Consider the following 23,384-nt stretch of genomic DNA (forward strand, 5'->3'; position numbering starts at 1 on the left):
GCCAGACGCGGCGCATTGCGCAGCGGACGGTAAGCGATGCGTTCGATCAAGAGGCTCACGATCACGCACACCGGAATGGCACCGACGATGGCGATGATCAGCTTGACGATGCCCGGCAGGTCAGGGGCCACCTGCTGCACCAATTTGAGGATCGACAGGCCGACCATGGCACCCACCATCAGGATGTCGCCGTGGGCAAAGTTGATCAGGTTCAGCACCCCGTACACCATGGTGTAGCCCAGGGCGATCAGTGCGTACATGCTGCCTAGCACCAATCCGTTGATGATCTGTTGGAGGAAAATATCCATGAAACGGTGTCTCCTTCAGGAGGATGATTGTTGTGAAACGTCAGGAAACTGCAAGGAAACCGCAAACGCGTGAACGTCCGCGAAAAAAGCGTAAATTATTTATCAAATTAGGCGCGCATGCACGCGCAAATTTCAAAGCCCCAGTGTGGTGCGCATCACGCGCGCTGCCGCCAGGTCCCATGCAGCCTGGCCCACGGTCTTGAACACCGGCAGCGCCCCCGCGCCATGCAGTGTATCGACCAGGGTCTTGCCGGCCAGCACATCGCCGATGCCCACCACCCCGGACCAATCAACCTTGGCCTGGATCAGATCCCCGGCTTCGTGATGCGCACCGGCCAGGTCATCGACCACAATGCGGCGAGCGTGCAGCAGGCTGGCCGGGAACTCCACCATGTCCGGCTTGAAGGCGCCCACGCCGATGGCCAGCGTATCAGCGGCGATCTGTTCAGGAATCACGGCCACGCGCGACGTGGTCAAGGCAATCACCACATCGGTGCGTGGCAGATCCTGTTGCAACATCTGTGCCGGGAGCGGACTGGCCACCACTTGCGGATGGCGTTCGCTGATGGCCTGGCAGAAAGCCTGGGTACGCGCGAGGTCACGCGCGGCCACCCAGAATTGACGGACACCGAATACTTCGGCCAGCGCATCGGCATGTGCCGCTGCCTGGGCGCCGGTGCCGATGAGCAGCGCCGATTGCGGCCTGCGCGGCAGCAGCGTACGAATGCCCAGCATGCTCATGGCGGCGGTGCGACGCGCTGTGACGGTGGGACCATCCATCAATGCCAGGCGGCGGCCGGTGTGGGTCTCGAAGACGATCACCTCACCCTGGATCGCCGGCAACTGATGGCGTGCATTGTCGCCATGCACGGTGATGAGCTTGGTCACCGAGAGATCCTCGGCAATGGCCGGCATGCCCAGCAAGACGCTGTTGCCATCGATGGGAACGACCTGGCGTTCGGGCGCGCGGATGGCGCCGCTGGCCAGTTCCTGCGCGGCCCGCGCGAGGGCATCGACCAGCGCGGCATAAGGCAGGGCAGCGGCGGTCTGGCGGGAGTCAAGAATGTGCATGGGAATCCTTGGAGAAGGTCAGCGCAGGAAGAAGCCGGTCGGGAAAGGATCGGAGTCTTCCAGCACCCACTGGTTGGTACTCATGATGTGGGCGTAGCCGCTCACTTCGGTGAGTGCACCGTCGAAATCGCCCACCTTGGTGGCAGCGGTCACGCGCACGCCGAAGTTGCTGCCGACGATGCTGCCGTTGACGTAGGACTGGTTCAGCGCCAGCCGGCCGCGCAGGAACAGCTGGGCCGCGCGGCCCGAGGTACCGGTGCCGGTAGGCGAACGATCCACTTCGCGGTCGGCGAAGATGCAGACGTTGGACTGGTCCGCGGCCGGGAAATTGGGTTCGCTGTCGATGATGGTGCCGTAAAGCGTATTGAGGCCGGGCTCCAGCGGATGCGCGATGGCGACCTTGGCCATCACCGCAGCCTTGGTCTCGGCGCCCAGTTGGATCAGCTGGCGCACCAGTTCAGGCTTGACCGTCAGGCCGGCCTGCGCCGCACTGATGTAGTAGTAGAAGGCGCCACCGAAGACAATGTCGCCGACGATCTTGCCAAACCCGGGCGTCTGGACCTCCACATCGCGGCGATAGATGAAGGCCGGTACGTTGTTGAAGCTGACCTTGCCGGCGCGCACGCCGTCCCACTCGACGAAGGCTTCGATGAAGCCGGCCGGGGCATCGAAGCAGATGCGGGTCTGCGGCTGGGTGCGTTCGACGTAGCCCATCTCGACCAGCACCTTGCCCAGGGCAATGATGCCGTGGCCGCACATGTCGCTGTAGCCTTCGTTGTGAATGAAAATGACGCCGAAGTCGGCACCGGCCGTGACCGGCGGCAGCAGGTAGGCGCCGTACATGTCGGCATGTCCACGCGGTTCGTTCATCAGGAAGCGGCGCAGGTCGTCGCGATGTTCACGCAGCCAGGCACGCTGCTCCAGGATGGTGCCGGCCGGGATCTTGGGCAGGCCCGAGACCACGATGCGCAGCGGTTCGCCGCCGGTGTGGGCATCGATGGTCTGGACGGTACGGGTATAGCTGAGCATGGTCTTCCTTCCGGGTGTGCTGCGGGTCCGCCTGGGCAGAGGGTAACACTGCCGGGGATGAGGTCGGCACCGCAAGCGGGTACGGCAAACCGCTCCCGGGCCGGTCGAAACCGGCGGGAAGCGGGGCACTGCACAGTGGAGCTGGGCTGGAAGCCTGGCAAGCCGCCCGCCATGGCGGGCGGCAGGATCAGGCCAGGGGAAGGAGCGATCAGTAGCTGGTCAGGGGGACCGGCAGACCGTCCTTGAAGCGATAGACCGTCACCGGCGATTGCTTCAGGTCGTGGTTGGCGTCGAAGTCGTACTGGCCGGCCACACCCTTGTAGCTGATCTTGGCCAGGGCCGGACCGAAGGCCTTGGGCTCGACCGAGTTGGCCTGCTTCATGGCCTGGGCGATGAGCATCATGCCATCGTAGAAGGAAACTGCATAGGTCTCGGCAGGACGGCTGTATTTCTTCTGGTAGTCGTCAGCGAAGACCTTGCCATCCTTGGCCTTGTCCAGCATGGTGCCACCCTGGGTGCAGTAGACGCTCTCGCCGATGGCATCACCACCGAGGCGACCCATTTCCGGCGAGCAGATGCCGTCGCCGCCCATCAGGGGCACGTCGATGCCCAACTGCTTCATCTGGCGCTTGATCGGACCACCCTGGGGAGCGTAGCCGCCCAGGAACACGGCGTCGGGCTTCTTGCCCTTGATCGAGGTCAGGATGGCGGTGAAGTCGGTGGCCTTGTCGTTGGTGAAGTCCTTGCTGATGACTTCAATGCCGTTGGCCTTGGCGACCTTGGTGAATTCCTCGGCCAGGCCCTGACCATAGGCGGTGCGGTCATCGATCACGGCCACGCGCTTGAACTTCAGTTCCTTGGCAGCATACAGGGCCATCTTGCCGCCCAGCTGGCTGTCGCTGGCGGCCACGCGGAACAGGGTGGCGAAACCTTGCTGGGTGATCTTGGGGTTGGAGGCCACGGTAGCCACCACGATGCCGGCATCGTTGTAGACGCGCGAGGCGGGGATGGTCACGCCCGAGTTGTAGGGACCGACGATGGCCTTGACGCCCTCGTCAGCCAGCTTCTGTGCCACGGCCACGCCCTGCTTGGGATCGGCCTGGTCATCTTCGGCGATGACTTCGAACTTGATCTTCTTGCCGCCCACGGTGATGGGTTGCGCATTCAGACGCTCGACGGCCATCATCAGGCCGCCCTGGTTGTCCTTGCCGGCCGATGCCTGGGGACCGGTCAGCGGGCTGGAGAAACCGATCTTGACGACCTGGGTATCCTGCGCCATGGCGAAAGCAGGGATCAGCGCCAGCGAGGCGGCGATGATGTTGAGTCCGGAGACGCGCTTGAACATGGGGTGTTTCCTCTCTTCTAGAAAGTCAGACTGCGGTGGGTAATTGCATTGAAAACGCCGGAAAAGCAGGATCTGCACCATCCCCCGCCTCGTGGGCCGGAGCGGTGCATTCCGTTGATGCCGTGCTGGCCGCGTGAGGCCGGTCTTACCGCCACGCGCTGGCAAGCCTGCAAACAAAACTCGTCAACATCCATTGCCGAGATACTGCTGTGATCCGCGCAGAAGCGAGGTGAACTTCGCTTCATGCCCGCATTACGTTATGTTTTTTATGAGGGAGGATTCTATTGACTCTTCCTTGATATTAGGCCCGCTTATTCCCCTTATAATCGGAATAAAATTTTCTCAATATATTTTTAACTGAATAAAGTTCAGAAACCATGGCCGGACTCGACAAGATCAGCAAGAAAATTCTGGCGGAGCTGCAAAACGATGGCCGCATCAGCAACGTCGACCTGGCCGCGCGCGTGAACCTGTCGCCGGCCGCTTGCCTGGAGCGGGTTCGCAAGCTGCAGGAAGCCGGCTACATCCTGGGTTATGCAGCGCAATTGAATCCGGAATTGCTGGATGTCTCGCTGCTGGTCTTCATCGAAGTGGTGCTGGACCGCACCACGCCGGATGTCTTTGCCGAATTCAAGAAGAGCGTGCAGAGCATCCCCGAGATCATGGAATGCCACATGGTGGCCGGCGGCTTCGACTATCTGGTCAAGTCCCGCGTCAAGGACATGAACGCCTATCGTGAATTTCTGGGCAAGTCGCTGCTGCAATTGAAGGGCGTGCGCGAAACCCACACCTATGCCGTGATGGAAGAAGTGAAGAACACCATCCGCCTGCCTATCCGCTGATCCCCTGCGGCGGCGCCTGCCGCCCAGTGCGCCGGTAGGCGCCCGGTCCCATCCCGCTGAATTTCTTGAACACCCGGTTGAAGGCCGCCTCCGACTGATACCCCACCGCTTCGCCGATCTGCGCAGTGGGCAGTTTGCTGTAGCTCAGCAGCTGAGCGGCGCGCGCCATGCGCAATTGCTGCAGGACCTCACCCGGCGTTGTATTGCCGACCGCCTGGAAACGCCGCACGAAGGTCGCGCGCGACAGGTGGCACAGCGCGGCCAGGCGGGGCAGAGTCCAATCCTGTTGCGGTGCCTCCAGCATGGCCTGCATCGCGGGCTGCAGGCCGGGATGGGCCAGCAGCGCCAGCAGACCCGGCTGCGGTCCGCCCTGGGCCAGCCAGGCGCGCAGGGCCAGTCCGAACAGCGCCGCCGCCAGCCCCGCCACCACGGCCTGGGCACCGGCGCGCAATTCTCCACGGCCATCGGCACCGCCGCATTCGCTGCGCAGCAGCGTAGCCAGTGTGCGCAGGCCATCGCCCTCGGGCAGCAGGGCTCCCCTCACCAGCAAGACTTCCGGCAGGGCCTGCACCAGAGCGTTGGAATGCGGGGCATCGAAATGGAATTGTCCGCAAAGGAAATCCGACAAGGCTTGCGCACCGCCGACCGCATCATCGTTCACATGCAGCCGCACCGGCGCCGCCGTCACGCCCAGGCGCGCCCCGATGGCCTCGGCGGCGGGCGCAATGAAGAGATCATGGGCCGCACCCCGCGTGAGTACCACCAGGTCGCCCGCTTCCAGCGGCAGCGCCGCACCCGTGGCCAGTTGCAGCTGCGCCCTGCCCTCCAGGATGAAGTGATATGGCGCCACCCCAGCCGGCAAGGCCGCATGCAGGAGATTCCACGGCTGGCCGAAGCGGCAGCGGATGTCCAGCGCAGCACGCACCGGGTGCAGGGACAGGAGGCGACTGAGGGCATCCATGGATTTCCTTCAATGAGATTGATGAGCAATTTTATGTCATTTTCAGGCATTCATAATTTCATGCAAGAGGCCTACAGTACGTCCATGCGCAACACGGACCACCGGCAATCCCGCCCAGGCCGCCGCGCTTGTCCTCATCAAGGAGAACCATCATGTCCCGTTTGAACATTGCCCCCCTCAGCGAAGCCAGCGGTCAGGCCGCCCAACTGTTTGCCGCCATCAAGTCCGCCGTGGGCATGGTGCCCAATGCCTACGCCGGCATCGGCACCTTGAGCCCGGTGGCGCTGGAATCAGCCCTGCATCTGGACGGCGCGCTGCGCAAGAGCAGCCTGTCGGCCAAGGAAATCGAAGCCATCAAGCTGGCCGTGAGTGAACAGGCCGGTTGCGACTACTGCCTGGCGGCCCACGCGCTCATGGGCAAGAAGGTCGGCCTGCCAGCCCAGGCCATCGATGGCGTACGTCACGCCCGGCCCTCGGGCGATGACAAACTGGACGTACTGGCCGATTTCGCCCGCAGCCTGGTGGCCACACGGGGCACCGTCGAGGCCAGCGCGGTCGAGCGCGTGCGAGCCGTCTACAGTGATGCCCAGATCGTCGATACGCTGCTGGCGGTCACTGCCATTACCTTCACTAATCTGTTCAACCGTGTGAACGATACTGTTCTGGATTTCCCGCCGGCACCGTAATCGGCCAGAAAAAAATCCGAAAAATTACCCATTCGTTCATACGCGAAAAAAAGCCCGGCGGCCTCCTTGCGGAGGCAGCCGGGCAAGCCGCGCTGGCGGGAGGCGCAGTCTCCCGCTGGCACCCGGGGACGTCGCTGCCCGAGGCAGCTGACGTTTCATTCATATCGGTCAAAAAGCGGTGCGTACCCCCACGATGAAGTTGCGGCCCCCCAGCGGTACCGTCTCGCGCAGCACCGAGGTAGACAGGCGGATGTCCTGGTTCAGCAGGTTGCGGGCCAGCGCGAACCAGGTCAGCTTCACGCCGTTGAGGCGCTGGGTGTAGGACAGGTTGGCGTCCAGCTGGGTGTAGGACGGGGTCTCGTAGGTTTCGAAGGACGCCAGGCGATCCTGCTTTTGCGCGCGCAAGACCTTCACGCCGCTGGCCCAGGGGCCGGTCTTGTAGCCCAGCTCGATGCCATAGCGGGTGGCCGGCTGCAGGGGCAGGTTGCCCTGGTTGTCGAGCGTACCGCGCGAAGTATCGGCAAAGACCCGGCCGGAGACGCCTTCGCCATTCCAGTTGTAGGTGACCTCGGCTTCCACGCCGCGAATGGTGGCGTCGCCCTGCGACCAGAAGCGCTGCGTGAACTCGCCATTGGCATCGGCCGTGCCGGTATCGTCCACCTGGCCATTGGTCCGGCCGTAGATGTAGTTATTGACCTTGTTGCGGAACACGTTGCCCTTCCAGCGCACCAATCCCTCGGTCTTCTGCAGGCTCAGTTCGATGTTGTGTGACGTTTCCTTCTTCAACTGGTTGTCGCCGATGTCGTAGGTCGAGGTCGATTCATGCGGACCGTTGGAGTACAGCTCCTCTACCGTTGGCGCACGCTGGGCGAAGGAGTAGGTCAGGCCCAGGCCGTAACCGGGCTGGAAGCTCCACAGCCCACCGGTGGACCAGGAGATCAGGCTGAAATTGCGTCCTGGCAGGCCGCTGCCGCTGTCCGGACGCCGGCTCACGCTCTCGGCGCGCAGGCCGGCGCTGGCCAGCACCTGGCCAAACTGGCGTTCTTCCACCAGGAAGCCGGCAAAGGAGGATGAGCGGGTCGGCGGGGTCAGTTCGGACACGCCGGTATCGGGTGTCAGGGCCGAGTAGTTGCTCTGCTCGGTCTGCACGCCGAAGGTGCCGTGCCAGCCGGCCAGGGGTGCGTGCGTCAGCTCCCAGCGGGTCTGCTGGGAGCGGTTGGAGAAGACCGTGTTGGGCGTCCCATCCTGCGCCTTCTCGATGTGGGTGTAGTCGGTGTAACCCATGCGGACCCGGAACTTCTCGATACCGGCGAAGGGCTGGTTGACCACGGTGTCGAGGTCGTAGCGGTTCTGGTGCAGGTCGATGAAGGACATTTCATCGGTCGGGATACCGTAGTGATCATCCAGGGTCGCCGCCGACAGGCCGATGTAGCCCCAGTTGGTCACGTAGGAAATGCCGGCACCCAGGCTGGTCTCATGCGTGAAGGAGTTGGGCAGGCGGCCCGAGGCACTGCTGCTGTCGCCCTGGCGGGCGTTACCCGGGATCTTGTAGTTGTCGGTGTCGCGATAGTTGCCGTCCAGGTGCAGGCCGATCTGGCCGGCCGAGGTATCCAGCGAGAAAGAGCTGTTCTTTTCGCCGTCAACCGTACCGTAACGTCCTTCGACGGTGCCGGTGGGCTTGCCGACCAGCTCGGTGGGGATACGGTCATTGACCACGTTGACCAGGCCGCCGATGGCACCCGAGCCATACAGCAGCGCCGCCGGACCACGCAGGATCTCGATCTGGCGGGCAGTGGCCGCTTCGGTGGCGACCGCATGGTCGTTGGAGACGGTGGAGACGTCGGAGACGCCCATGCCGTTCTGCAGAATCATCACGCGCGGCCCTTCCATGCCGCGGATGATGGGACGGGAAGCCCCGGCACCGAAGGCCGAAGCCGATACGCCCAGTTCGTTGGAGAGCGTGTCACCCAGCGAATTGCCAAGCTTGTTGCGCAGTTCGTCACCGGTAATGACCTTGGCCGGTGCCAGCACCTGCACATCTTCCTCCGAGGCGAAGGGGGTGGCGGTGACGACGATGGGTTGCAGGGCCGGTTGGGCCGCAGGGGTTGCAGAAGTATTGGCGGTGTTAGCGGTGTTAGCGGTATTGGTAGTGGCAGCGGTGCTGTCTGCAGTCTGCGCTGCAGCCGAAACAGACCAGGCCGCCAGGGCCGTGAGGACAGCCGAGGCAATGTGTTGGCGTTGAAGAGCCATGTGAATTCCTTGTTGTGCACGAAGCGCCGCCCGCTCTGTCGTGAGGGTGACGGGGCGGCGCGGATACACCGGCCGTCGGCACGCGATCACGCGCGGCGGCGTCAGGACGACGCAACGCCGCGCACGGATGCGCGAGGGACAACCGGTAACCAGTCATGAGGGTCTTGCAGGAGGAAGGAATTCAGCGCGGCGGGGCGCGCGAGAAGAAATGGCAGTTCAGCGGGGCGTCCCAGGACGCGAAGGCCTGCCACAGGGCCAGTACGCGCACCGGCGGCAACAGCGGCAGGGGAGGAAAATCAAAGTATGCACCCGCCGACAGGGCCGCCGCATCATAGGCGACGCAGGAGTGGTGCAGGTCGTGGGCATGGTGGTGATGGGCAGGCTGCCCATCGGCGGCAGCGAGTTCGGCGTGTGCCTCCTCGCCCTCATCGAACAGGGCTTCGCTGATCAGCGAATGGACCGTTCCCGGTGCCCAGCCGGCGTGCGCAATCCCGTGCACGAAACCCAGCATCTGCGCGAACAACAGCGACATCGCCAGCAAGGCGATGACGGTGGAGCTTCGCAGGGCGCGCAGACGGTTCATGGGACAGGACCAGGTAAAAACGACAGCGGCACTGCGCCTGCGCACCGCAAGGCGCAGGCGTCATCGTGCGTGGCGAGGATCAGTCGCCGTAGAGTTTCTGCTTCAGTTCGCGGCGTTGCTGGGCTTCCAGCGACAGGGTCGCGGTCGGACGCGCCAGCAGGCGGGGGATGCCGATCGGTTCGCCCGTTTCTTCACACCAGCCGTACTCGCCATTGTCGATGGCCACGATGGATTGCTGCACCTTCTTGAGCAGCTTGCGCTCGCGGTCGCGGGTGCGCAGTTCCAGGGCGTGTTCTTCCTCGATGGTGGCGCGGTCGGCCGGGTCCGGCACCAGCACGGTTTCGCGCAGGTGTTCGGTGGTTTCGTCCGCGTTCTTGAGCAGATCCTTTTCCAGTTGCTGGAGACGGGCCTTGAAGAAAGCAAGCTGCGCTTCGTTCATGTAGTCCTTCTCGTCCATCTTGAGGATCTGTTCCTCGGTCAGCAACTGCGCTGCAGGGGTAGTTTTGGGAGTCTTGGTTGCCACTTCGCTTACTTTCAATACTACGGGTTTTTCAACTATATCCATTATCCCGGCTGATGCACGGCTGCCGGAACAGGTCGCTTGTGAATCCACTTCCCTTGCCGCGTTGGCACCTCTTCGATTGACGTTGACGCGATCGGCTGGCCCGCCCGGTGTCTCCAGGCCGCGGCGCTGCGGATGGCGCACGCTTTTTCGCGGTCAAGGATTGTACACCAACGATTCCGGATGCCAAGCCTTTGGCGCAGCGGCCCGGGTGCCATCATGGCGGGGGGCGACGTGCGGCCAGCGGTCCGGTTCATGGAGCGGTTCATGACTTCCCCTGTGACGGGCTAGGCGGGGCGGGCTGATCGCGCTTATGAATTGTCGTCGTTCCGAACATCAGCCTGGCGCATGCGGCATGCTATTTGCATTGCAACATCCATCCGTGTTTATACCAGAAGAACGGGGCAGGATGGAAGCGGCGAAGCGTGCGGCCTGCGGGCGCCGGGATTATCCGTGTCGCCGGGCGCACACCGGGCACTGGCGGTCGCGTCCGATGGCAATGCGGGTCCACTCCATCTCGCGCGCATCCAGAATCAGCAGGTACCCGGCCAGCGAACGGCCAATGCCGGCCACCAGCTTGATGGCCTCAGCCGCCTGCATGGTGCCGATGATGCCCACCAGCGGCGAAAACACGCCCATGGTCGCGCATTGCACTTCCTCGAATTCACGCTCCGGCGGGAACAGGCAGGCATAGCAGGGACTGGCGTCCTGACGCGGGTCGAACACGCTGACCTGGCCATCGAAACGGATCGCCGCGCCCGATACCAGCGGTACCCCTGCCGCCACGCAGGCGCGGTTGATGGCGTGGCGGGTGGCGAAGTTGTCGCTGCAGTCCAGCACCACGTCGGCTGCGGCCACCAGGGCCTGCAGGCGCTCCCCCTCGACCCGTTCGGCCAGGGCGGTGACCTGCACGCCGGGGTTGATCTGCTGCAACGCCTGGCGACCGGATTGCACCTTGGGCTGGCCCACGCGCTCGGTGGTGTGCATGATCTGGCGCTGCAAATTGGTCAGGTCGACGGTGTCGTGATCGACCAGGGTGATATGGCCCATGCCGGCCGAGGCCAGGTACATGGCCGCCGGCGAGCCCAGGCCGCCGGCTCCGATCACCAGCGCATGACCTTGCAGCAGACGGGTCTGGCCTTCGATATCGATCTCGTCGAGCAGGATGTGGCGCGAGTAGCGCAGCAACTGTTGGTCATCCATCGTCAGATCTGCCCTGATTGATATGAAAAAAAGGGCCGCTGGCAAGTGCTAGCGGCCCGATGTGCCTGCCCGGAGGCGGCGTATTACTTGGTGGTATCGATCTTCTCGGCCGGCGCCTTGTTGTCACGGCGCTCGTCCTTGACCGGGGTGGCGTTCTTGCCTTCTTCGTTGCGCACTTCGGGCTTGGCGTTGGAGACCTTGACCGGCAAGCCCTTGAGCTGGTTCAGGGCCTGCATCAGCTGGAAGTCGTCCTTGCTGCCGAACTCCAGCGGCTTGCGCTTCTTCTCGGCGGCGATCAGGCGTTCTTCGGACTGTTCATCCATCGATTGCGCCTTGACCTCGGCGGACTTGTCCGTGTCGTTGGTGAGGTGCTTGGAGAGATCGGCTTCACGCAGGCGCAGGCCGTTCAGGCCGTCGCCATCGGGATACTCGTCCACCATGATGTCCGGCACGATGCCACGGGCCTGGATGGAACGGCCCTTGGGCGTGTAGTAACGGGCGGTGGTCAGCTTGACCGCGGTGTTCTTCTCGGGCGGCAGCGCGATCACCGATTGCACCGAACCCTTGCCGAAGGACTGCGTGCCCATGATGGTGGCGCGCTTGTAATCCTGCAGGGCGCCGGCCACGATTTCGGAGGCCGACGCCGAGCCGCTGTTGATCAGAACCACCATCGGTACCTTCTTGATGGCGTCCGGCAGGCGCGACAGCGGATCCGACAGCGGGTTGGAAGCGTAGTACTCGCGCTTGGCGTAGAAGGTCTGCTTGGAGCTGGGAAGCTGGCCGTTGGTGGAGACCACCACCGAATCCTTGGGCAGGAAGGTCGCGGCCACGCCGATGGCGCCCGGCAGCACGCCACCCGGGTCATTGCGCAGGTCCAGCACGAGGCCCTTCAGGTTGGGTTCCTGGGCGTAGATGGCAGCGAGCTTCTTGGACATGTCGTCCACCGTCGGTTCCTGGAACTGGGTCACGCGCACCCAGGCATAACCGGGCTCGACCACCTTGGACTTGACGCTCTGCACACGGATTTCCTGGCGGGTGATGGTCAGGATGATGGGCTTGTCTTCGTCCTTGCGGGCAATCGTCAGGGTGATCTTGGTGTTGGGTTCGCCGCGCATCTTCTTGACGGCTTCGTCCAGGGTCAGGCCCTTGACGGGGGTGCTGTCCAGACGGGTGATCAGGTCACCGGCCTTGATGCCGGCGCGGAAAGCCGGCGAATCCTCGATTGGAGAGATGACCTTGACATAGCCGTCCTCCATGCCGACCTCGATGCCCAGGCCCACGAACTTGCCCATGGTCCCTTCGCGCAGCTCCTTGTAGGCCTTCTTGTCCAGATAGGCGGAGTGCGGGTCGAGTGAGGAGACCATGCCGGAAATGGCTTCGGTCAGCAGCTTCCTGTCATCGACCGGCTCGACGTAATCCGATTTGATGAGACCGAATACGTCGGCCATCTGGCGCAGCTCCTCCAGGGGCAGCGACGCCGTTGCATTCTTTTGCGCGATGGCGTCGAACTGAATCATCGCAGTGGCTCCAGCCACCATGCCCAAACCGATCAAACTGATATTCTTGAGTTTGCTGCCCATGTGTCACCTAGAAGTTACCCACCCCTGTGGGTCGAATGCGCGGCCTTGATACCGCATTTCAAAGTATAAACCCGATTGCTCATTACCGCCGCTGTTGCCTGCAGTGGCGATGGTTTCCCCGGCCTTGACCAGGTCGCCGGCGCGTTTCAATACCGACTGGTTGTTGCCGTAAATCGTCATGTACTGGTTGCCGTGGTCCACGATGATCAGATTGCCAAACCCGCGCAGCCAATCCGCGAAGACCACCCGTCCTGCCGCCACCGCGCGCACTTCGGCCCCTTCAGGGGCGCGGATGAACAGGCCACGACTGGCCGGTCCGTCGCCGCGACGGGAGCCGAATTTCGACATCAGTTCACCCTTGACCGGCAGGTGCAATTGTCCGCGCAGGCTGGCAAAGGGCTTGCCAAAATTGTCCGCCTGCAGCTCGGGCAGGGTATCGTTGCGGCCCAGTGAGGCCTGTTGCGGCGGTTCGTCATCATCGATGGCGTCGGCCGGATCGGGCATCTTTGGTGCCGGCTTGCCTTCCCTGGCGGCCCGGGCCGCTTCGGCGGCGCGCTTCTCGGCGCGGGCGCGCTGTTCGGCCAGACGCTTCTCGCGTTCGGCCCTGGCTTTGGCCAATTGTTCCTGACGACGTCTCTCGCGGGCTTCGGCTTCGGCCTTTTTCTGCTGCTCGATGATCTGCGCCAGCTTGTCCACCAGGCTGGACAGACGCCGCTGGTCCTGCTCGAGATGGCCGGCTTGCTGGCGCTGGGCATTGAGTTTGGTGGACAGCTGCGTCAACAGGGCCTGGCGACGGCCCTTTTCGCGTTCCAGCACTTTCTTCTGCTCCAGTTCTTCCTGGGCGATTTCTTCCAGTTCGAACTTGGCGTTCTGGGTGTCGGCCTTGTTGGCGCGAATCGCCTGCTGGTTGGCGCGCAGGGTGTCGATCAGCCTGGCCTGGGCCTGCGAGACATAGCCCATGTACTGCAGCTCGCGGTTGATGCGATTGGGATTGTCACCGGAGAGCAGCAGCTTGATGCGGTCCTCATTGCCGGCTACGTATTGCTCGCGCAGCAGCCTGGAGAGCTGCGCCTGCTGGGCGTTGACCAACACGGTCAGTTCGTTCAACTGCTTGACCAGTTGCGCCAGGCGTGCTTCGGTGGCCTGCTGTTCCTGTGCCAGATCGCGCAGTGAACGATTGGCCTTGGAAATGGCCTGTTCCGAGGCCGCCAGCGCGTCGGCGGCATTGTCCTTGGCGGTTTCGGTCTGGTCGATATCGCGCTTGAGCGCGGTGAGGCGTTGTTGCAGGTCGGCCTGCTCCTTCTCGGCGGCCTGCTTCTGCCGAGTGCGCTCGGTGAGCGGTTGGCCCTGCACCGCAGCGCACAGCAGCATACCCGCCGCCAGCGCCGAGAGCAGGCGCACAACGACTCGCGGCGCGCCCGACAACAGGGCCGAACGCGCCGGTGGAATGCACTTGACGGTAAGGGACGCCGCCTGTGCGGCCGGCGTCTTGCTGGAGAAACGCAGTTTTATTTCGACTTCCCTTGATTGGCCACCGCCTTGAGGGCTGCCTCGATGGCGGACTGGTCGCCCAGATAGTAGCTCTTGATGGGCTTGAGGTCGGCATCCAGTTCATAGACCAGCGGCTGGCCGTTGGGGATGTTCAGGCCGACGATATCGTCATCGCTGATGCCGTCCAGATACTTGATCAGGGCACGCAGGCTGTTGCCGTGGGCCGAAATGATGATCTGCCTGCCGGCGCGGATGGCCGGGGCGATGGCGTCATTCCAGGCCGGCAGCACGCGGGCCACGGTGTCCTTGAGGCACTCGGTCAGCGGCACCTGCTCGCGCGAGAGACCGGCGTAGCGGGCATCGCCAAACGCGTCGCGCTCTTCGCCCGGGGTCAGGGGATTGGGCGGGGTGTCGTAGCTGCGGCGCCAGACCAGCACCTGCTCGTCGCCATACTGGGCGGCGGTCTCGGCCTTGTTCAAGCCTTGCAGGGCGCCGTAGTGGCGTTCGTTCAAGCGCCAGTCGTTCTTGATCGGGATGTACATCTGGTCCATTTCGTCCAGCGTGGTCCAGAGGGTGCGGATGGCGCGCTTCAACACTGAGGTATAGGCCAGGTCGAAGGAGAAACCGGCTTCCTTGAGCAGCTTGCCGGCCTGGCGGGCTTCGGCCACGCCCTTCTCGGTCAGGTCGACATCGACCCAGCCGGTGAAGCGGTTGGCCAGGTTCCAGGTCGATTCGCCGTGGCGCATGAATACGATTTTGTACATAGCAGGACTAGATTGATGATGGATAAACCGCTGCGGCTGCCCTAAAGATCGACTACGCGAAACCGGATACAAGCCGTAGACTAGACTGTTCGGTCCGAATGCAAACCGCGAATGCTTCTATTTTATAATGCCGGGATTCAGTAAACTCATTGGACTGCCGTGAAATTCATCATCGACAATATTTTCCTGATCGCCCTGGCCTTGGTCTCCGGCGGTGCGCTGCTGGTTCCCTACCTGCAGCAGCGCGGCAACAAGCTGAGCCTGCTGCAGGCCACGCAGATGCTCAACCAGGGCAAGGTACTGGTGCTGGACGTGCGTGAGGCCGAGCAATTCGCCGCCGGCCACCTGCGCGACGCCCGCAACATCCCCCTGAAAGAGTTGCCGCAGCGCATCGGCGAGCTCGACAAGCTCAAGGCCCGCCCGGTCATCGTGGTCTGCCAGACCGGCACCCAGGCCAACCGCGCCGAGGCTTCGCTGAAGAAGGCCGGCTTCACCGAGGTCTACGGCCTGAACGGCGGCATCGCCGCCTGGCAGGGCCAGGGCCTGCCGCTGACCACCAAGGAGGCCAAATGAGCGCTTCCGTAACCATGTACTGCACCGCCGTGTGCCCGTACTGCATGATGGCCGAGCGTCTGCTGGCCAGCAAGGGAATCACGCAGATCGAGAAGATCCGCGTGGATCTCGACCCTCAGCAGCGTGAGCTGATGATGCAAAAGACCGGCCGCCGCACCGTGCCCCAGATCTATGTCGGCGACACCCATGTCGGCGGCTTCGATGATCTGAGCGCGCTGGACCGCGCCGGCAAGCTGGACCCGCTGCTGCAGGCTTGATGCCAGGGCAGCAAACTCCCCCTATCGATTCACCGAACCTGAAAGAGATCCATGTCGGAACAGAACCAAGAAGCCCAACAGCAACCCGTTTTCCAGATCCAGCGCGTGTACCTGAAGGATCTGTCGCTGGAACAGCCGAATTCCCCGGCCATCTTCCTGGAACAGGAAGCGCCTTCGATCGAAGTGTCGGTGGACGTCGGCGCCGAAGCGCTGGCTGAAGGCGTGTTCGAATCGACCGTGACCATCACCGTCACCGCCAAGGTCAAGGACAAGGTGGCCTTCCTGGTCGAGGGCAAGCAGGCCGGCATCTTCGAGATCCGCAACGTGCCCGCTGAACAGCTGGACCCGCTGCTTGGCATCGGCTGCCCCAACATCATCTATCCGTACCTGCGCGCCAACATCGCCGACGCCATTACCCGCGCCGGCTTCCCGCCGGTGCACCTGGCCGAGATCAACTTCGAGGTGTTCTACCAGCAACGCCTGCAGGCCTTGGCCGAGCAGCAAGGCGCCACCCTGGTCAACAACGGCTCCAACGCCGTCAACTGATCGGACTTCACCCGCTGTCCGCCTGCCGGGCGCCCCGCATCCCCGGCGGCAGCCCGGTACGACAACAAGCCGCCGCAGCCTGTGCTGCGGCGCTTTCCCTTCTGCGGAGACCTTCACGATGAAACGCCTTCCCCTGATTCTTTGCGCTACCCTGCTCGGCGCCTTCATGGCCAAGGACGCCCTGGCCCTGGACTTCAAGTCGGTCGGCGCCTCGCCTGCCATCATGTACGACGCGCCCTCCGAAAAGGGTCGGCGCGTCTACGTGGCGCCGCGCGGCATGCCGGTCGAGGTGGTGCTGACCTACGGTGAATGGAGCAAGGTACGGGATGCCGCCGGTACGCTGTCCTGGATCTCCTCCAAGGCGCTCACGCCCAAGCGCATGCTGGTGGTCTCGGTGGCCAATGCGCGCATCTTCGGCGCCGCCGATGAGAGCAGCCCGGTGGTCTTCACCGCCGACAAGTCGGTCCTGCTGGAGATGCTGGAAAGTCCCAACAATGGCTGGGTCAAGGTGCGCCACCGCGATGGCCAGAGCGGCTTCGTGAAGGCCGGCGAGGTCTGGGGCGATTGAGCGAAGAAGCAGCGACAATGAAGATCTCCATTCTGGGCGCTGGCGCGTGGGGTACTGCGCTGGCCATTCCCCTGGCCCGCAAGCACCAGGTCGTGCTGTGGGGACGCAATGCCCAGGCCATGCAGCACGCCAGCCTGCAGCGCGAGAACAGTCTGTACCTGCCGGGATTTGCGCTGCCGCCTGAACTGACGGTGAGTTCGGATTTCGATGCCGCCGTGCGGCACGTCTGCGACGAGCCTGAAGATTCGCTGCTTATTGCGGCCTCGTCGGTGTCGGGCCTGCGTGAGCTGGCCGGACAATTGCGCGCCTATCCCATCCCCAACCTGGTCTGGCTGTGCAAGGGACTGGAAGAAGGTACGCGCCTGCTGCCGCATCAGGTGGTGCAGGAAGTACTGGGTTCGACGCTGGCCGCCGGCGTACTCTCCGGGCCCTCCTTTGCCCAGGAAGTGGCGCGCGGCCTGCCCTGCGCACTGACCATCGCCGGTGCCGACGCGGCCCTGTGCGAACGCGCGGTCGCAGCCGTGCACGGCAACAACATCCGCATCTATTCCAGCGATGACCTGGTGGGCGTGGAGATCGGTGGCGCGGTCAAGAACATCCTGGCCATCGCCACCGGCGTGGCCGACGGCCTGCAACTGGGCTTGAACGCCCGCGCCGCCTTGATCACCCGCGGCCTGGCCGAAATCACCCGACTCGGCGTAGCGCTGGGTGGGCGTGCAGAAACCTTCATGGGACTATCGGGCGTGGGCGACCTGATCCTCACCTGCACCGGCGACCTCTCGCGCAACCGGCGCGTGGGACTCGGGTTGGCACAGAACAAGAAGCTGGAAGATATCGTCGCCGAACTGGGTCACGTGGCCGAGGGAGTCCGCTGCGCACAGGCCGTGCGCGCCCTGGCGCACGAAAAAGGGATCGAGATGCCGATCACCGATGCGGTGGCGGCGGCCTTGTTCGACGGGGTATCGGTGCAGGACATGGTGGCCCGGCTGCTGGCGCGGGACCCGCGCGAGGAAAGCCTGTAGGCAGGCCTTTCCCGCGCCTCAATCCGGGCGGGAGATTCACCAATCCTCACTGCACAAGTAAAGCCAAGAAAATGACAGCCGGAGCAGACATGCCTCCGGCTGTTTTTTTATCACGCGGGGATTCACAGGGATCCGGGCTGCAAACCGCCTGAATCCGACCTGCCTCAACGCGCGATGATGTCGCTTTCCATCTTGGGGCGCTTGAAGCGCTGCGGCGAACCGCCTTCGAGCGCGTCATCCATCTGCTTGGAGATCTTGTCGTAACGCGCACTGCAGTCATCGTCCTGACGGGCGGCTTCGGCGCCCTTGAGGCGCTTGGCCAGACGGGAACTGCGCGCGTCCCCGCCCATGACGTATTGCTGGGCGGCGCGGCCGGCGTGGTTATTGTTCGTGGTCTTGTTGCGTTGTATGGCTTGCATCGTATTTCCTCTTACGTCGCTGACGCTCAACGTTCTTCCATCCTGAGTTGTTGTTCGGAAGAACACGCAGCGCCCCGGAAGATGTTGCCTGCCAACTTGATTCCGGGAGACTGCTCCAGATACACAAGCGCTACGTTTCTTGACAGCGCTTTAGGTATGTAACGCCCGAACCGCATTTTGGAATACGCGAAAAGTCAGTATTTTGTCAGCCAAATTGAAATTACTTGCGTGAAACAATCCTTTGCGGCTGTGCACAAACGGCGCAAACCCGCATCCATCAAGGCTGACGGCGCTGTCAGATTGCTCCGCGTCGTGCGCTTTTACTCAACAAAAATAGAGAAAAAAAAGTGTTGCGAAACGTATCGTCCTTCAGTTTTCGCGACAAAAAAGCGACGAAGAATGACTCAACTGCTGGAGGGTCTGGCGCCGTGACGGTTCATGGATGCACAGGAACGAGCAGCCCCAGGTCGGCCGGCACCAGTGAAAAAATCTTCGCATCGCGTGGTTCGCCATGAAAGACCAGGCGATTGCGGGCCAGGCATTCCAGCGTGGCTCCAGCCTTCTCGGCCACCCGCTGGCTGCGCAGGTTACCGGCCTGGGCCACGATTTCAAGCCGGGTCAGTCCGGCCCGGGAAAAGGCGAAGGCCGCCGCCGCCCGCGCGGCCAGGGCGGCAATGCCACGCCCGGTATAACCCTCGCGCACCCAGTAGCCCAGGTTGGCCATCTGGTGCAGCTGGCTGACCTGGTTGATGGCCACCGAGCCGATCACCAGGCCGTTGCTGCGATCGATGATGTTGAAGTCGTAGGCCGCGTGAACATGCCATTGCTCGATGGAACGTTGCAGGAACAGCTTGGCATCCAGCAGGCCGTATTCGGGCGTGCACCAGGCTTCCCACTGGCTGATGGCGGCGCGCGACTGGTGTACTGCGTCATACAGCGCCGGGGCCTCGCGCAGGCCCAGCGGACGCACTTCAATGGCGCGGTCGCAATGGATGATTTGCCGTTCGCGGTCTAGGGAGCGGAGCATGGGAACCGTTGGATGAAGTTTCTTGCTGATCTTACCGAAATCGGGCGCAGCGGGAACTGTCCCTGCGGTCAGCCCAGTTGCGCACGCAACTGCGCCAGATGGGTGATGACCGCCACCTCCTCCGGCATCTCCGGATGCACGCCATGCTCCTGCAGGGCGATCACCTTCATGCCCGCTGCCAGTCCGGCCTGCACGCCCGGCAGGCTGTCTTCCACCACCGCGCAGCGCTGCGGGGCCACCCCCAGGCGTTCGGCGGCGAACAGGAACAGGGCAGGATCGGGTTTCCAGCGCTGCACGTCGTAGGCACTGAAGATACGGCCGGCGAAATGCGGCAGCAGGCCGGTGACCCGCAGGCACAGCTCGATCTTGTGATGCGGGGCATTGGAGGCCAGGGCGAAGGGTAGATGCAGCTGCTCCACCATCTCCAGGGCACCGCTGATGGGTTGCAGGTGCCGTTCCAGCATGACGCCCATGCGCGCGCGCAACTCCTGCTCGAAATGCCCCGGCAGGGCCTGGCCGCTCAATTGCTCGATATGCGAGATGCACCACTTCATGCTCACCCCGCGAAAGCGCGCCAGCGCTTCCTCGGGACTGAGTACGACGCCATACCCGGCGACATATTCGGACCAGGCACGCGCGGCCACCACTTCGCTGTCGACCAGGGTGCCGTCGCAGTCGAAGATGACCAGTTCCGGCGCGGCAGAGGGGTGCTTCATCGTTGCTCCTTGTGATTCAGAAGGCGGGGGCCGCCCTCTTCAAGGAGCCGCCGACGCCATCAAAGTTCGCCGTAGGAATGCAGGCCCGAGAGGAACATGTTCACGCCCAGGAAGGCGAAGGTCGTCACCAGCAAGCCTACCAGCGCCCACCAGGCTGCGGTCCGCCCACGCAGGCCCTTCATGAGGCGCATATGCAGCCAGGCCGCATAGTTGAGCCAGACGATCAGGGCCCAGGTTTCCTTCGGATCCCAGGACCAGTATCCCCCCCAAGCCTCGGCCGCCCACAGTGCACCGAGGATGGTGGCGATGGTGAAGAATGCAAAGCCGACTGCAATGGCCTTGTACATCACGTCATCGAGCACCTCCAGCGTGGGCAGGCGGTCGGCCAGGATACCTCGCTCGCGCAGCAGATAGGCCACCGCCACCATGGCAGCCAGGGCAAAGGTGCCGTAGCCGATGAAGTTGGCCGGTACGTGGATCTTCATCCACCAGCTCTGCAGGGCCGGCACCAGCGGCTGAATCTCGGCCGCATCCCGGGACACGGTATACCACATCAGGAAACCCACCGCCGCCGTGATGACCGTCAGCACGAAGGCGCCGAGCTGGCGCGTTGCGTAACGTTCTTCGTAGTACAGGTAGAAAAGCGCCGTGATCAGGCAGAACAGGACGAAAACTTCATATAAATTGGAAATCGGGATGTGGCCCACATCCGCACCGATCAGGTAGGACTCATACCAGCGCACCATCATGCCGGTGAAGCCCAGCACCACGGCGGACCAGCACAGGCGCGAACCGATCGCGCTGCCGGTGCCGGCGGTGGTGGCCAGGCCGCCCCAGTAGAACAGGGTGGACAGGCAAAACAGCGCGCTCATCCAGAGGATGGCGGACTGACTGGAGAGCAGGTATTTCAGCAAGAATTTCTTGTCGGCCATTTCCAGCGCGCCACCATACATGGCAATGGCACCCAGCGAGAGCACCGCGATCACCAGCATCAGCAGGCGTACCGGCTTCCAGTGCCAGCCCAGCCCGGCGAAGGTGGGAGCGGCCAGCAGCAGCACGGCCTTCTCGTAATAGTCCATGTAGCCGCCGAAGCGTCCCAAGGCATACAGCGATGCTGCCACCAGCGCGGCGGCATAGATCCAGTCGACGATGCCGAGGCGCCGGAAATAGCCTTGCTCTTGCTCGTAGGCCTGGTTTGCTTGAGTCAATTCCATTGCGTTCTCCAATGCTGCTGTCCCGGACCATGCTGCGCGCGCCGGGGGTTCCCGCCGGAGCCCGGCGGCATGAGGGATCTAGGCCGAGGGACCTGGGGCGGATGGTCCCGCACCGGTCAGACGACCCTTCATCTGTTCGAATTCCTTGTCGAAGTCCAGCGTGCGGCGCTGCGTGCTCATGGCCAGCAGCGCCTGGCTGCCCTGCCCCTCGGGGCCGGGCTTGATCCAGATCCACAGGCGTCGTTCACGAATGTACAGCATCGAGAACACGCCCAGCACCAGGAACAGGCAACCGAGGTAGACCACCTTCTTGCCGGGCGAGCGCGTCACCTGCAGCACCGAGGCCTTGATCTCCTGGAAGCTGGTCAGTTGCAGGAACACCGGCGCCGGGTAGAAGGCCGCATCGGCCAGGGCATTGATGGCCAGTTGCAGATAGCGGCCATGTTTCTCGTCGCTGCTCACCGGGCCCAGACCATCCTGGGCGCGCGCGGCTTGCCACAACTCCCACATGCTGCCGTTGAGGATCTTCATGAAGATGTCGGCGGCCTTTTCCTGTTCGGCGGCTGGCAGTTGCTCCAGGAAGCGCGTCACGGCGATGTAGCCGGAGACCTTGCCGTCACCGGCAAAGATGCTCAGGCCGCGCAGGGCCGACTGCTCCAGTTGCTCGCGCAGCACGGGTGAAGCGTCGCGTCCGTTGCTGATGGCCTGGCGGGCGTAGCGGCGCGCCGCTTCCTCGCGCAGGGAGGGATTGGCCAGGGCGGCGCGCAGGCGCATCCATTCGGCCACGCTGTCGTTGTCATCGGCGGGAATGCGCAGGTAGCGGAACGGCTGGTCGGGCTGCTCGCGCATGCCGGCCAGGAAGACGTCGGCGCCATCAATGGGCAGCGACTGCATGTAGTTGAAATATTCGCGCGCCTGCCCGGTCTTGTCGCGCAGCTTGTATTGCACGCTCGGACCGACATTCTTGAAGTCCTTGCTGTTGGCGTTCTTGGCACCGGAGCCGAGATGCTTGTCGAGATCGGCGATGAAGCCGCCATTGACGCTCTTGCCGACATTGACCGCACGGGCATCGCCCGCAGTCGGGCCCGACGTCTGGCCGGAAGCGGCCGCCTGCATGTTCTCCACGTTGAACGGACGGAAACCGCTCCATTCGATGGTGTAATCGCCCATGCCCGCCGGCAGCGGCGTGCTGCCGTTGACTTCGCCGGACAGGTCGAAGTGGCTGTTGCTACCGCCGCGCATCGGATAGGCAACCAGCTTGAGCTTGCTGCCGCCGTCCTCGAAGCTGGACTGGTAGATCGCCACACCGTGATAGATCAGCGGTTCGTTGACCTTGATGGTGGCGGCGGTCTCCTTGCCGGTTTCGTGGTCGCGCACCACCACTTCGCTGGCGAAGAGCTTGGGCATGCCGGTCGAGTAAAAGTCGATGATGAAGCGCTTCAACTGGATGGTAAAGGGCAGGTCCTGGATCATCACGCCATCCTTCTGCGGGATGATGGCGGTGCTGCTGCTGGAACCTTCCGGAATCAAGGTGTTGCCACGGAAAGTCGGATTGTTCAGGCCCAGGCGATAGCGTTCGGGAATCTCGGAAATGATGCCATTGCCGGCAAAGGCCGATTTGCCGTAGAACCATTGCTGGAAGCGGATCGGCAAGTCCGAATCGAGCAGGCCGCCCAGGCAGATGATGACGATGGCGGCGTGGGCGAAGATGTAGCCCCACTTGTTGGCCGCCCCCTGCTTGGCCGCCAGCAGCATGCCGCCTTCCTTGTCGGCCAGCCTGGTCTTGTAGCCGCGCGCGCCCACCTGGCGCCGTAGCCGGGCAGCGGCGTCGGCCGGCGCTTCGGCCGTGGTCCACTCATGCTTGTGATGGAAATTGCGCAGTGACTGCTCGCGTACGTTGTCGCGCCAGCTCTTGATGTCGCGCAGCATCTTGGGGCCGTTGCGGGCGATGCACAGCGAGGTCGACAGCACCAGGAAACCCATGATCAGCAGGAACCACCAGGCCGAATACACCGCATACAAACCCAGCTTGCCGAAGATCTCGAACCAGAACGGGCCGAACTGGTTCACGTAGTTGGGCATGGGTTCGTTCTGCTTCATCACGGTGCCGATCACCGAGGCGATGGCAATGAGCGTGAGCAGGCTGATCGCAAAGCGCATCGATGAGATCAGTTCCACGGCCTCGCCCAGCCAGCGCTGGCGGGTCCTGATCTGGATTCCTTGGGTACTGCTGCCCGTCGTCATATTCCTGCCTTACCGGACCGGGCCTGCCGGTTCCGCTTACCTTGGGGGGATCTCCTTGCCAGCAGGCAAAGCGATGCGAACCCGGAATTCTACCGCTCCGGGAGAAAGTCCGTGATACGCGCC

Annotated in this window: 24 protein-coding genes; 7 read left to right on the top strand and 17 right to left on the bottom strand. The window is 63.3% G+C overall.

Annotated features, from left to right (window positions below; translation table 11 throughout):
• The 4 genes from HWE01_RS16175 to HWE01_RS16190 form a co-directional block, all read right to left on the bottom strand.
• The coding region (locus HWE01_RS16175) for an ABC transporter permease subunit (protein ID WP_502798448.1) at positions 1-308 on the bottom strand (308 nt) is incomplete at its 3' end.
• Positions 309-440: 132 nt separating this feature from the next.
• Positions 441-1,379, bottom strand: a complete 939-nt coding sequence (locus HWE01_RS16180; protein ID WP_241822340.1) for a delta(1)-pyrroline-2-carboxylate reductase family protein — start codon at positions 1,377-1,379, stop codon at positions 441-443.
• An 18-nt stretch (positions 1,380-1,397) separates the two neighbouring features.
• On the bottom strand, positions 1,398-2,408 hold the full coding sequence (lhpH, locus tag HWE01_RS16185) for a trans-3-hydroxy-L-proline dehydratase (RefSeq protein ID WP_241822341.1): 1,011 nt from the start codon (positions 2,406-2,408) through the stop codon (positions 1,398-1,400).
• Between the two features lie 208 nt (positions 2,409-2,616).
• Positions 2,617-3,753 carry a branched-chain amino acid ABC transporter substrate-binding protein gene (locus HWE01_RS16190; protein WP_175344730.1) on the bottom strand — a complete coding sequence of 379 codons (1,137 nt, stop codon included), beginning with the start codon at positions 3,751-3,753 and terminating at the stop codon, positions 2,617-2,619.
• 377 nt (positions 3,754-4,130) lie between these two features.
• Here HWE01_RS16190 and HWE01_RS16195 point away from each other — a divergent pair, with 377 nt between their 5' ends.
• A complete protein-coding gene (locus HWE01_RS16195) occupies positions 4,131-4,595 on the top strand; it encodes an Lrp/AsnC ligand binding domain-containing protein (RefSeq protein ID WP_008334229.1) in 465 nt (154 codons plus the stop codon).
• On the opposite strand, the gene HWE01_RS16200 is transcribed toward HWE01_RS16195, so the two are convergent.
• The gene (locus HWE01_RS16200) at positions 4,585-5,556 is read right to left on the bottom strand and encodes an AraC family transcriptional regulator (protein WP_241822342.1); all 972 of its coding nucleotides are present in this window, start codon (positions 5,554-5,556) and stop codon (positions 4,585-4,587) included. The genes HWE01_RS16195 and HWE01_RS16200 overlap by 11 nt on opposite strands.
• A 152-nt stretch (positions 5,557-5,708) precedes the next feature.
• On the opposite strand from HWE01_RS16200, the gene HWE01_RS16205 reads away from it, so the two are divergent.
• Complete coding sequence (locus HWE01_RS16205; RefSeq protein WP_008334226.1) at positions 5,709-6,242, top strand: carboxymuconolactone decarboxylase family protein; 534 nt, start codon at positions 5,709-5,711, stop codon at positions 6,240-6,242.
• 168 nt (positions 6,243-6,410) lie between these two features.
• Here the strand turns inward: HWE01_RS16205 and HWE01_RS16210 are convergent, their stop codons facing one another.
• From HWE01_RS16210 to gpmA, 7 genes are all read right to left on the bottom strand, one after another.
• Positions 6,411-8,492, bottom strand: coding sequence for a TonB-dependent receptor (locus HWE01_RS16210; protein WP_241822343.1), 2,082 nt, complete (start codon positions 8,490-8,492; stop codon positions 6,411-6,413).
• A 181-nt stretch (positions 8,493-8,673) separates the two neighbouring features.
• Positions 8,674-9,075, bottom strand: coding sequence for a hypothetical protein (locus HWE01_RS16215; RefSeq protein WP_175344726.1), 402 nt, complete (start codon positions 9,073-9,075; stop codon positions 8,674-8,676).
• Positions 9,076-9,154: 79 nt separating this feature from the next.
• A complete protein-coding gene (gene dksA, locus HWE01_RS16220) occupies positions 9,155-9,640 on the bottom strand; it encodes an RNA polymerase-binding protein DksA (RefSeq protein ID WP_175344725.1) in 486 nt (161 codons plus the stop codon).
• Between the two features lie 444 nt (positions 9,641-10,084).
• Entirely contained in the window at positions 10,085-10,840 is a 756-nt protein-coding gene (locus HWE01_RS16225; protein WP_008334218.1) for a HesA/MoeB/ThiF family protein, read from the bottom strand.
• Positions 10,841-10,923: 83 nt separating this feature from the next.
• Entirely contained in the window at positions 10,924-12,420 is a 1,497-nt protein-coding gene (locus HWE01_RS16230; protein WP_008334217.1) for a S41 family peptidase, read from the bottom strand.
• A gap of 3 nt (positions 12,421-12,423) precedes the next feature.
• A complete protein-coding gene (locus HWE01_RS16235) occupies positions 12,424-13,791 on the bottom strand; it encodes a murein hydrolase activator EnvC family protein (protein WP_241822389.1) in 1,368 nt (455 codons plus the stop codon).
• A gap of 137 nt (positions 13,792-13,928) precedes the next feature.
• Positions 13,929-14,675, bottom strand: a complete 747-nt coding sequence (gene gpmA, locus HWE01_RS16240; protein WP_008334213.1) for a 2,3-diphosphoglycerate-dependent phosphoglycerate mutase — start codon at positions 14,673-14,675, stop codon at positions 13,929-13,931.
• A gap of 159 nt (positions 14,676-14,834) precedes the next feature.
• On the opposite strand from gpmA, the gene HWE01_RS16245 reads away from it, so the two are divergent.
• From HWE01_RS16245 to HWE01_RS16265, 5 genes are all read left to right on the top strand, one after another.
• Positions 14,835-15,248, top strand: coding sequence for a rhodanese-like domain-containing protein (locus tag HWE01_RS16245; protein ID WP_008334209.1), 414 nt, complete (start codon positions 14,835-14,837; stop codon positions 15,246-15,248).
• Complete coding sequence (gene grxC / locus HWE01_RS16250) at positions 15,245-15,505, top strand: glutaredoxin 3 (RefSeq protein WP_008334207.1); 261 nt, start codon at positions 15,245-15,247, stop codon at positions 15,503-15,505. Before HWE01_RS16245 ends, grxC begins: the two co-directional genes overlap by 4 nt.
• Before the next feature lie 51 nt (positions 15,506-15,556).
• Positions 15,557-16,051 (top strand): protein-export chaperone SecB, encoded by a 495-nt coding sequence (gene secB, locus HWE01_RS16255; protein WP_008334205.1) that lies wholly within the window; start codon positions 15,557-15,559, stop codon positions 16,049-16,051.
• Positions 16,052-16,169: 118 nt separating this feature from the next.
• Positions 16,170-16,619, top strand: coding sequence for an SH3 domain-containing protein (locus HWE01_RS16260; RefSeq protein WP_241822344.1), 450 nt, complete (start codon positions 16,170-16,172; stop codon positions 16,617-16,619).
• 17 nt (positions 16,620-16,636) lie between these two features.
• The gene (locus HWE01_RS16265) at positions 16,637-17,641 is read left to right on the top strand and encodes an NAD(P)H-dependent glycerol-3-phosphate dehydrogenase (RefSeq protein WP_008334202.1); all 1,005 of its coding nucleotides are present in this window, start codon (positions 16,637-16,639) and stop codon (positions 17,639-17,641) included.
• A 164-nt stretch (positions 17,642-17,805) separates the two neighbouring features.
• Here the strand turns inward: HWE01_RS16265 and HWE01_RS16270 are convergent, their stop codons facing one another.
• From HWE01_RS16270 to HWE01_RS16290, 5 genes are all read right to left on the bottom strand, one after another.
• Positions 17,806-18,060: a hypothetical protein gene (locus tag HWE01_RS16270; protein ID WP_008334201.1), complete on the bottom strand. Its 255-nt coding sequence runs from the start codon at positions 18,058-18,060 to the stop codon at positions 17,806-17,808.
• A gap of 436 nt (positions 18,061-18,496) precedes the next feature.
• Positions 18,497-19,087 (bottom strand): GNAT family N-acetyltransferase, encoded by a 591-nt coding sequence (locus tag HWE01_RS16275; RefSeq protein ID WP_241822345.1) that lies wholly within the window; start codon positions 19,085-19,087, stop codon positions 18,497-18,499.
• Positions 19,088-19,155: 68 nt separating this feature from the next.
• A complete protein-coding gene (locus HWE01_RS16280; RefSeq protein ID WP_241822346.1) occupies positions 19,156-19,803 on the bottom strand; it encodes an HAD family hydrolase in 648 nt (215 codons plus the stop codon).
• Positions 19,804-19,862: 59 nt separating this feature from the next.
• Positions 19,863-21,017 (bottom strand): c-type cytochrome biogenesis protein CcsB, encoded by a 1,155-nt coding sequence (gene ccsB / locus HWE01_RS16285; protein ID WP_008334198.1) that lies wholly within the window; start codon positions 21,015-21,017, stop codon positions 19,863-19,865.
• A 78-nt stretch (positions 21,018-21,095) separates the two neighbouring features.
• Positions 21,096-23,261, bottom strand: coding sequence for a cytochrome c biogenesis protein ResB (locus HWE01_RS16290; RefSeq protein WP_008334191.1), 2,166 nt, complete (start codon positions 23,259-23,261; stop codon positions 21,096-21,098).
• Positions 23,262-23,384 lie beyond the last annotated feature (123 nt).

Origin of the sequence: Herbaspirillum sp. C7C8 (genome assembly GCF_022627875.1) — a bacterium.
Lineage (GTDB): Bacteria > Pseudomonadota > Gammaproteobacteria > Burkholderiales > Burkholderiaceae_D > Herbaspirillum.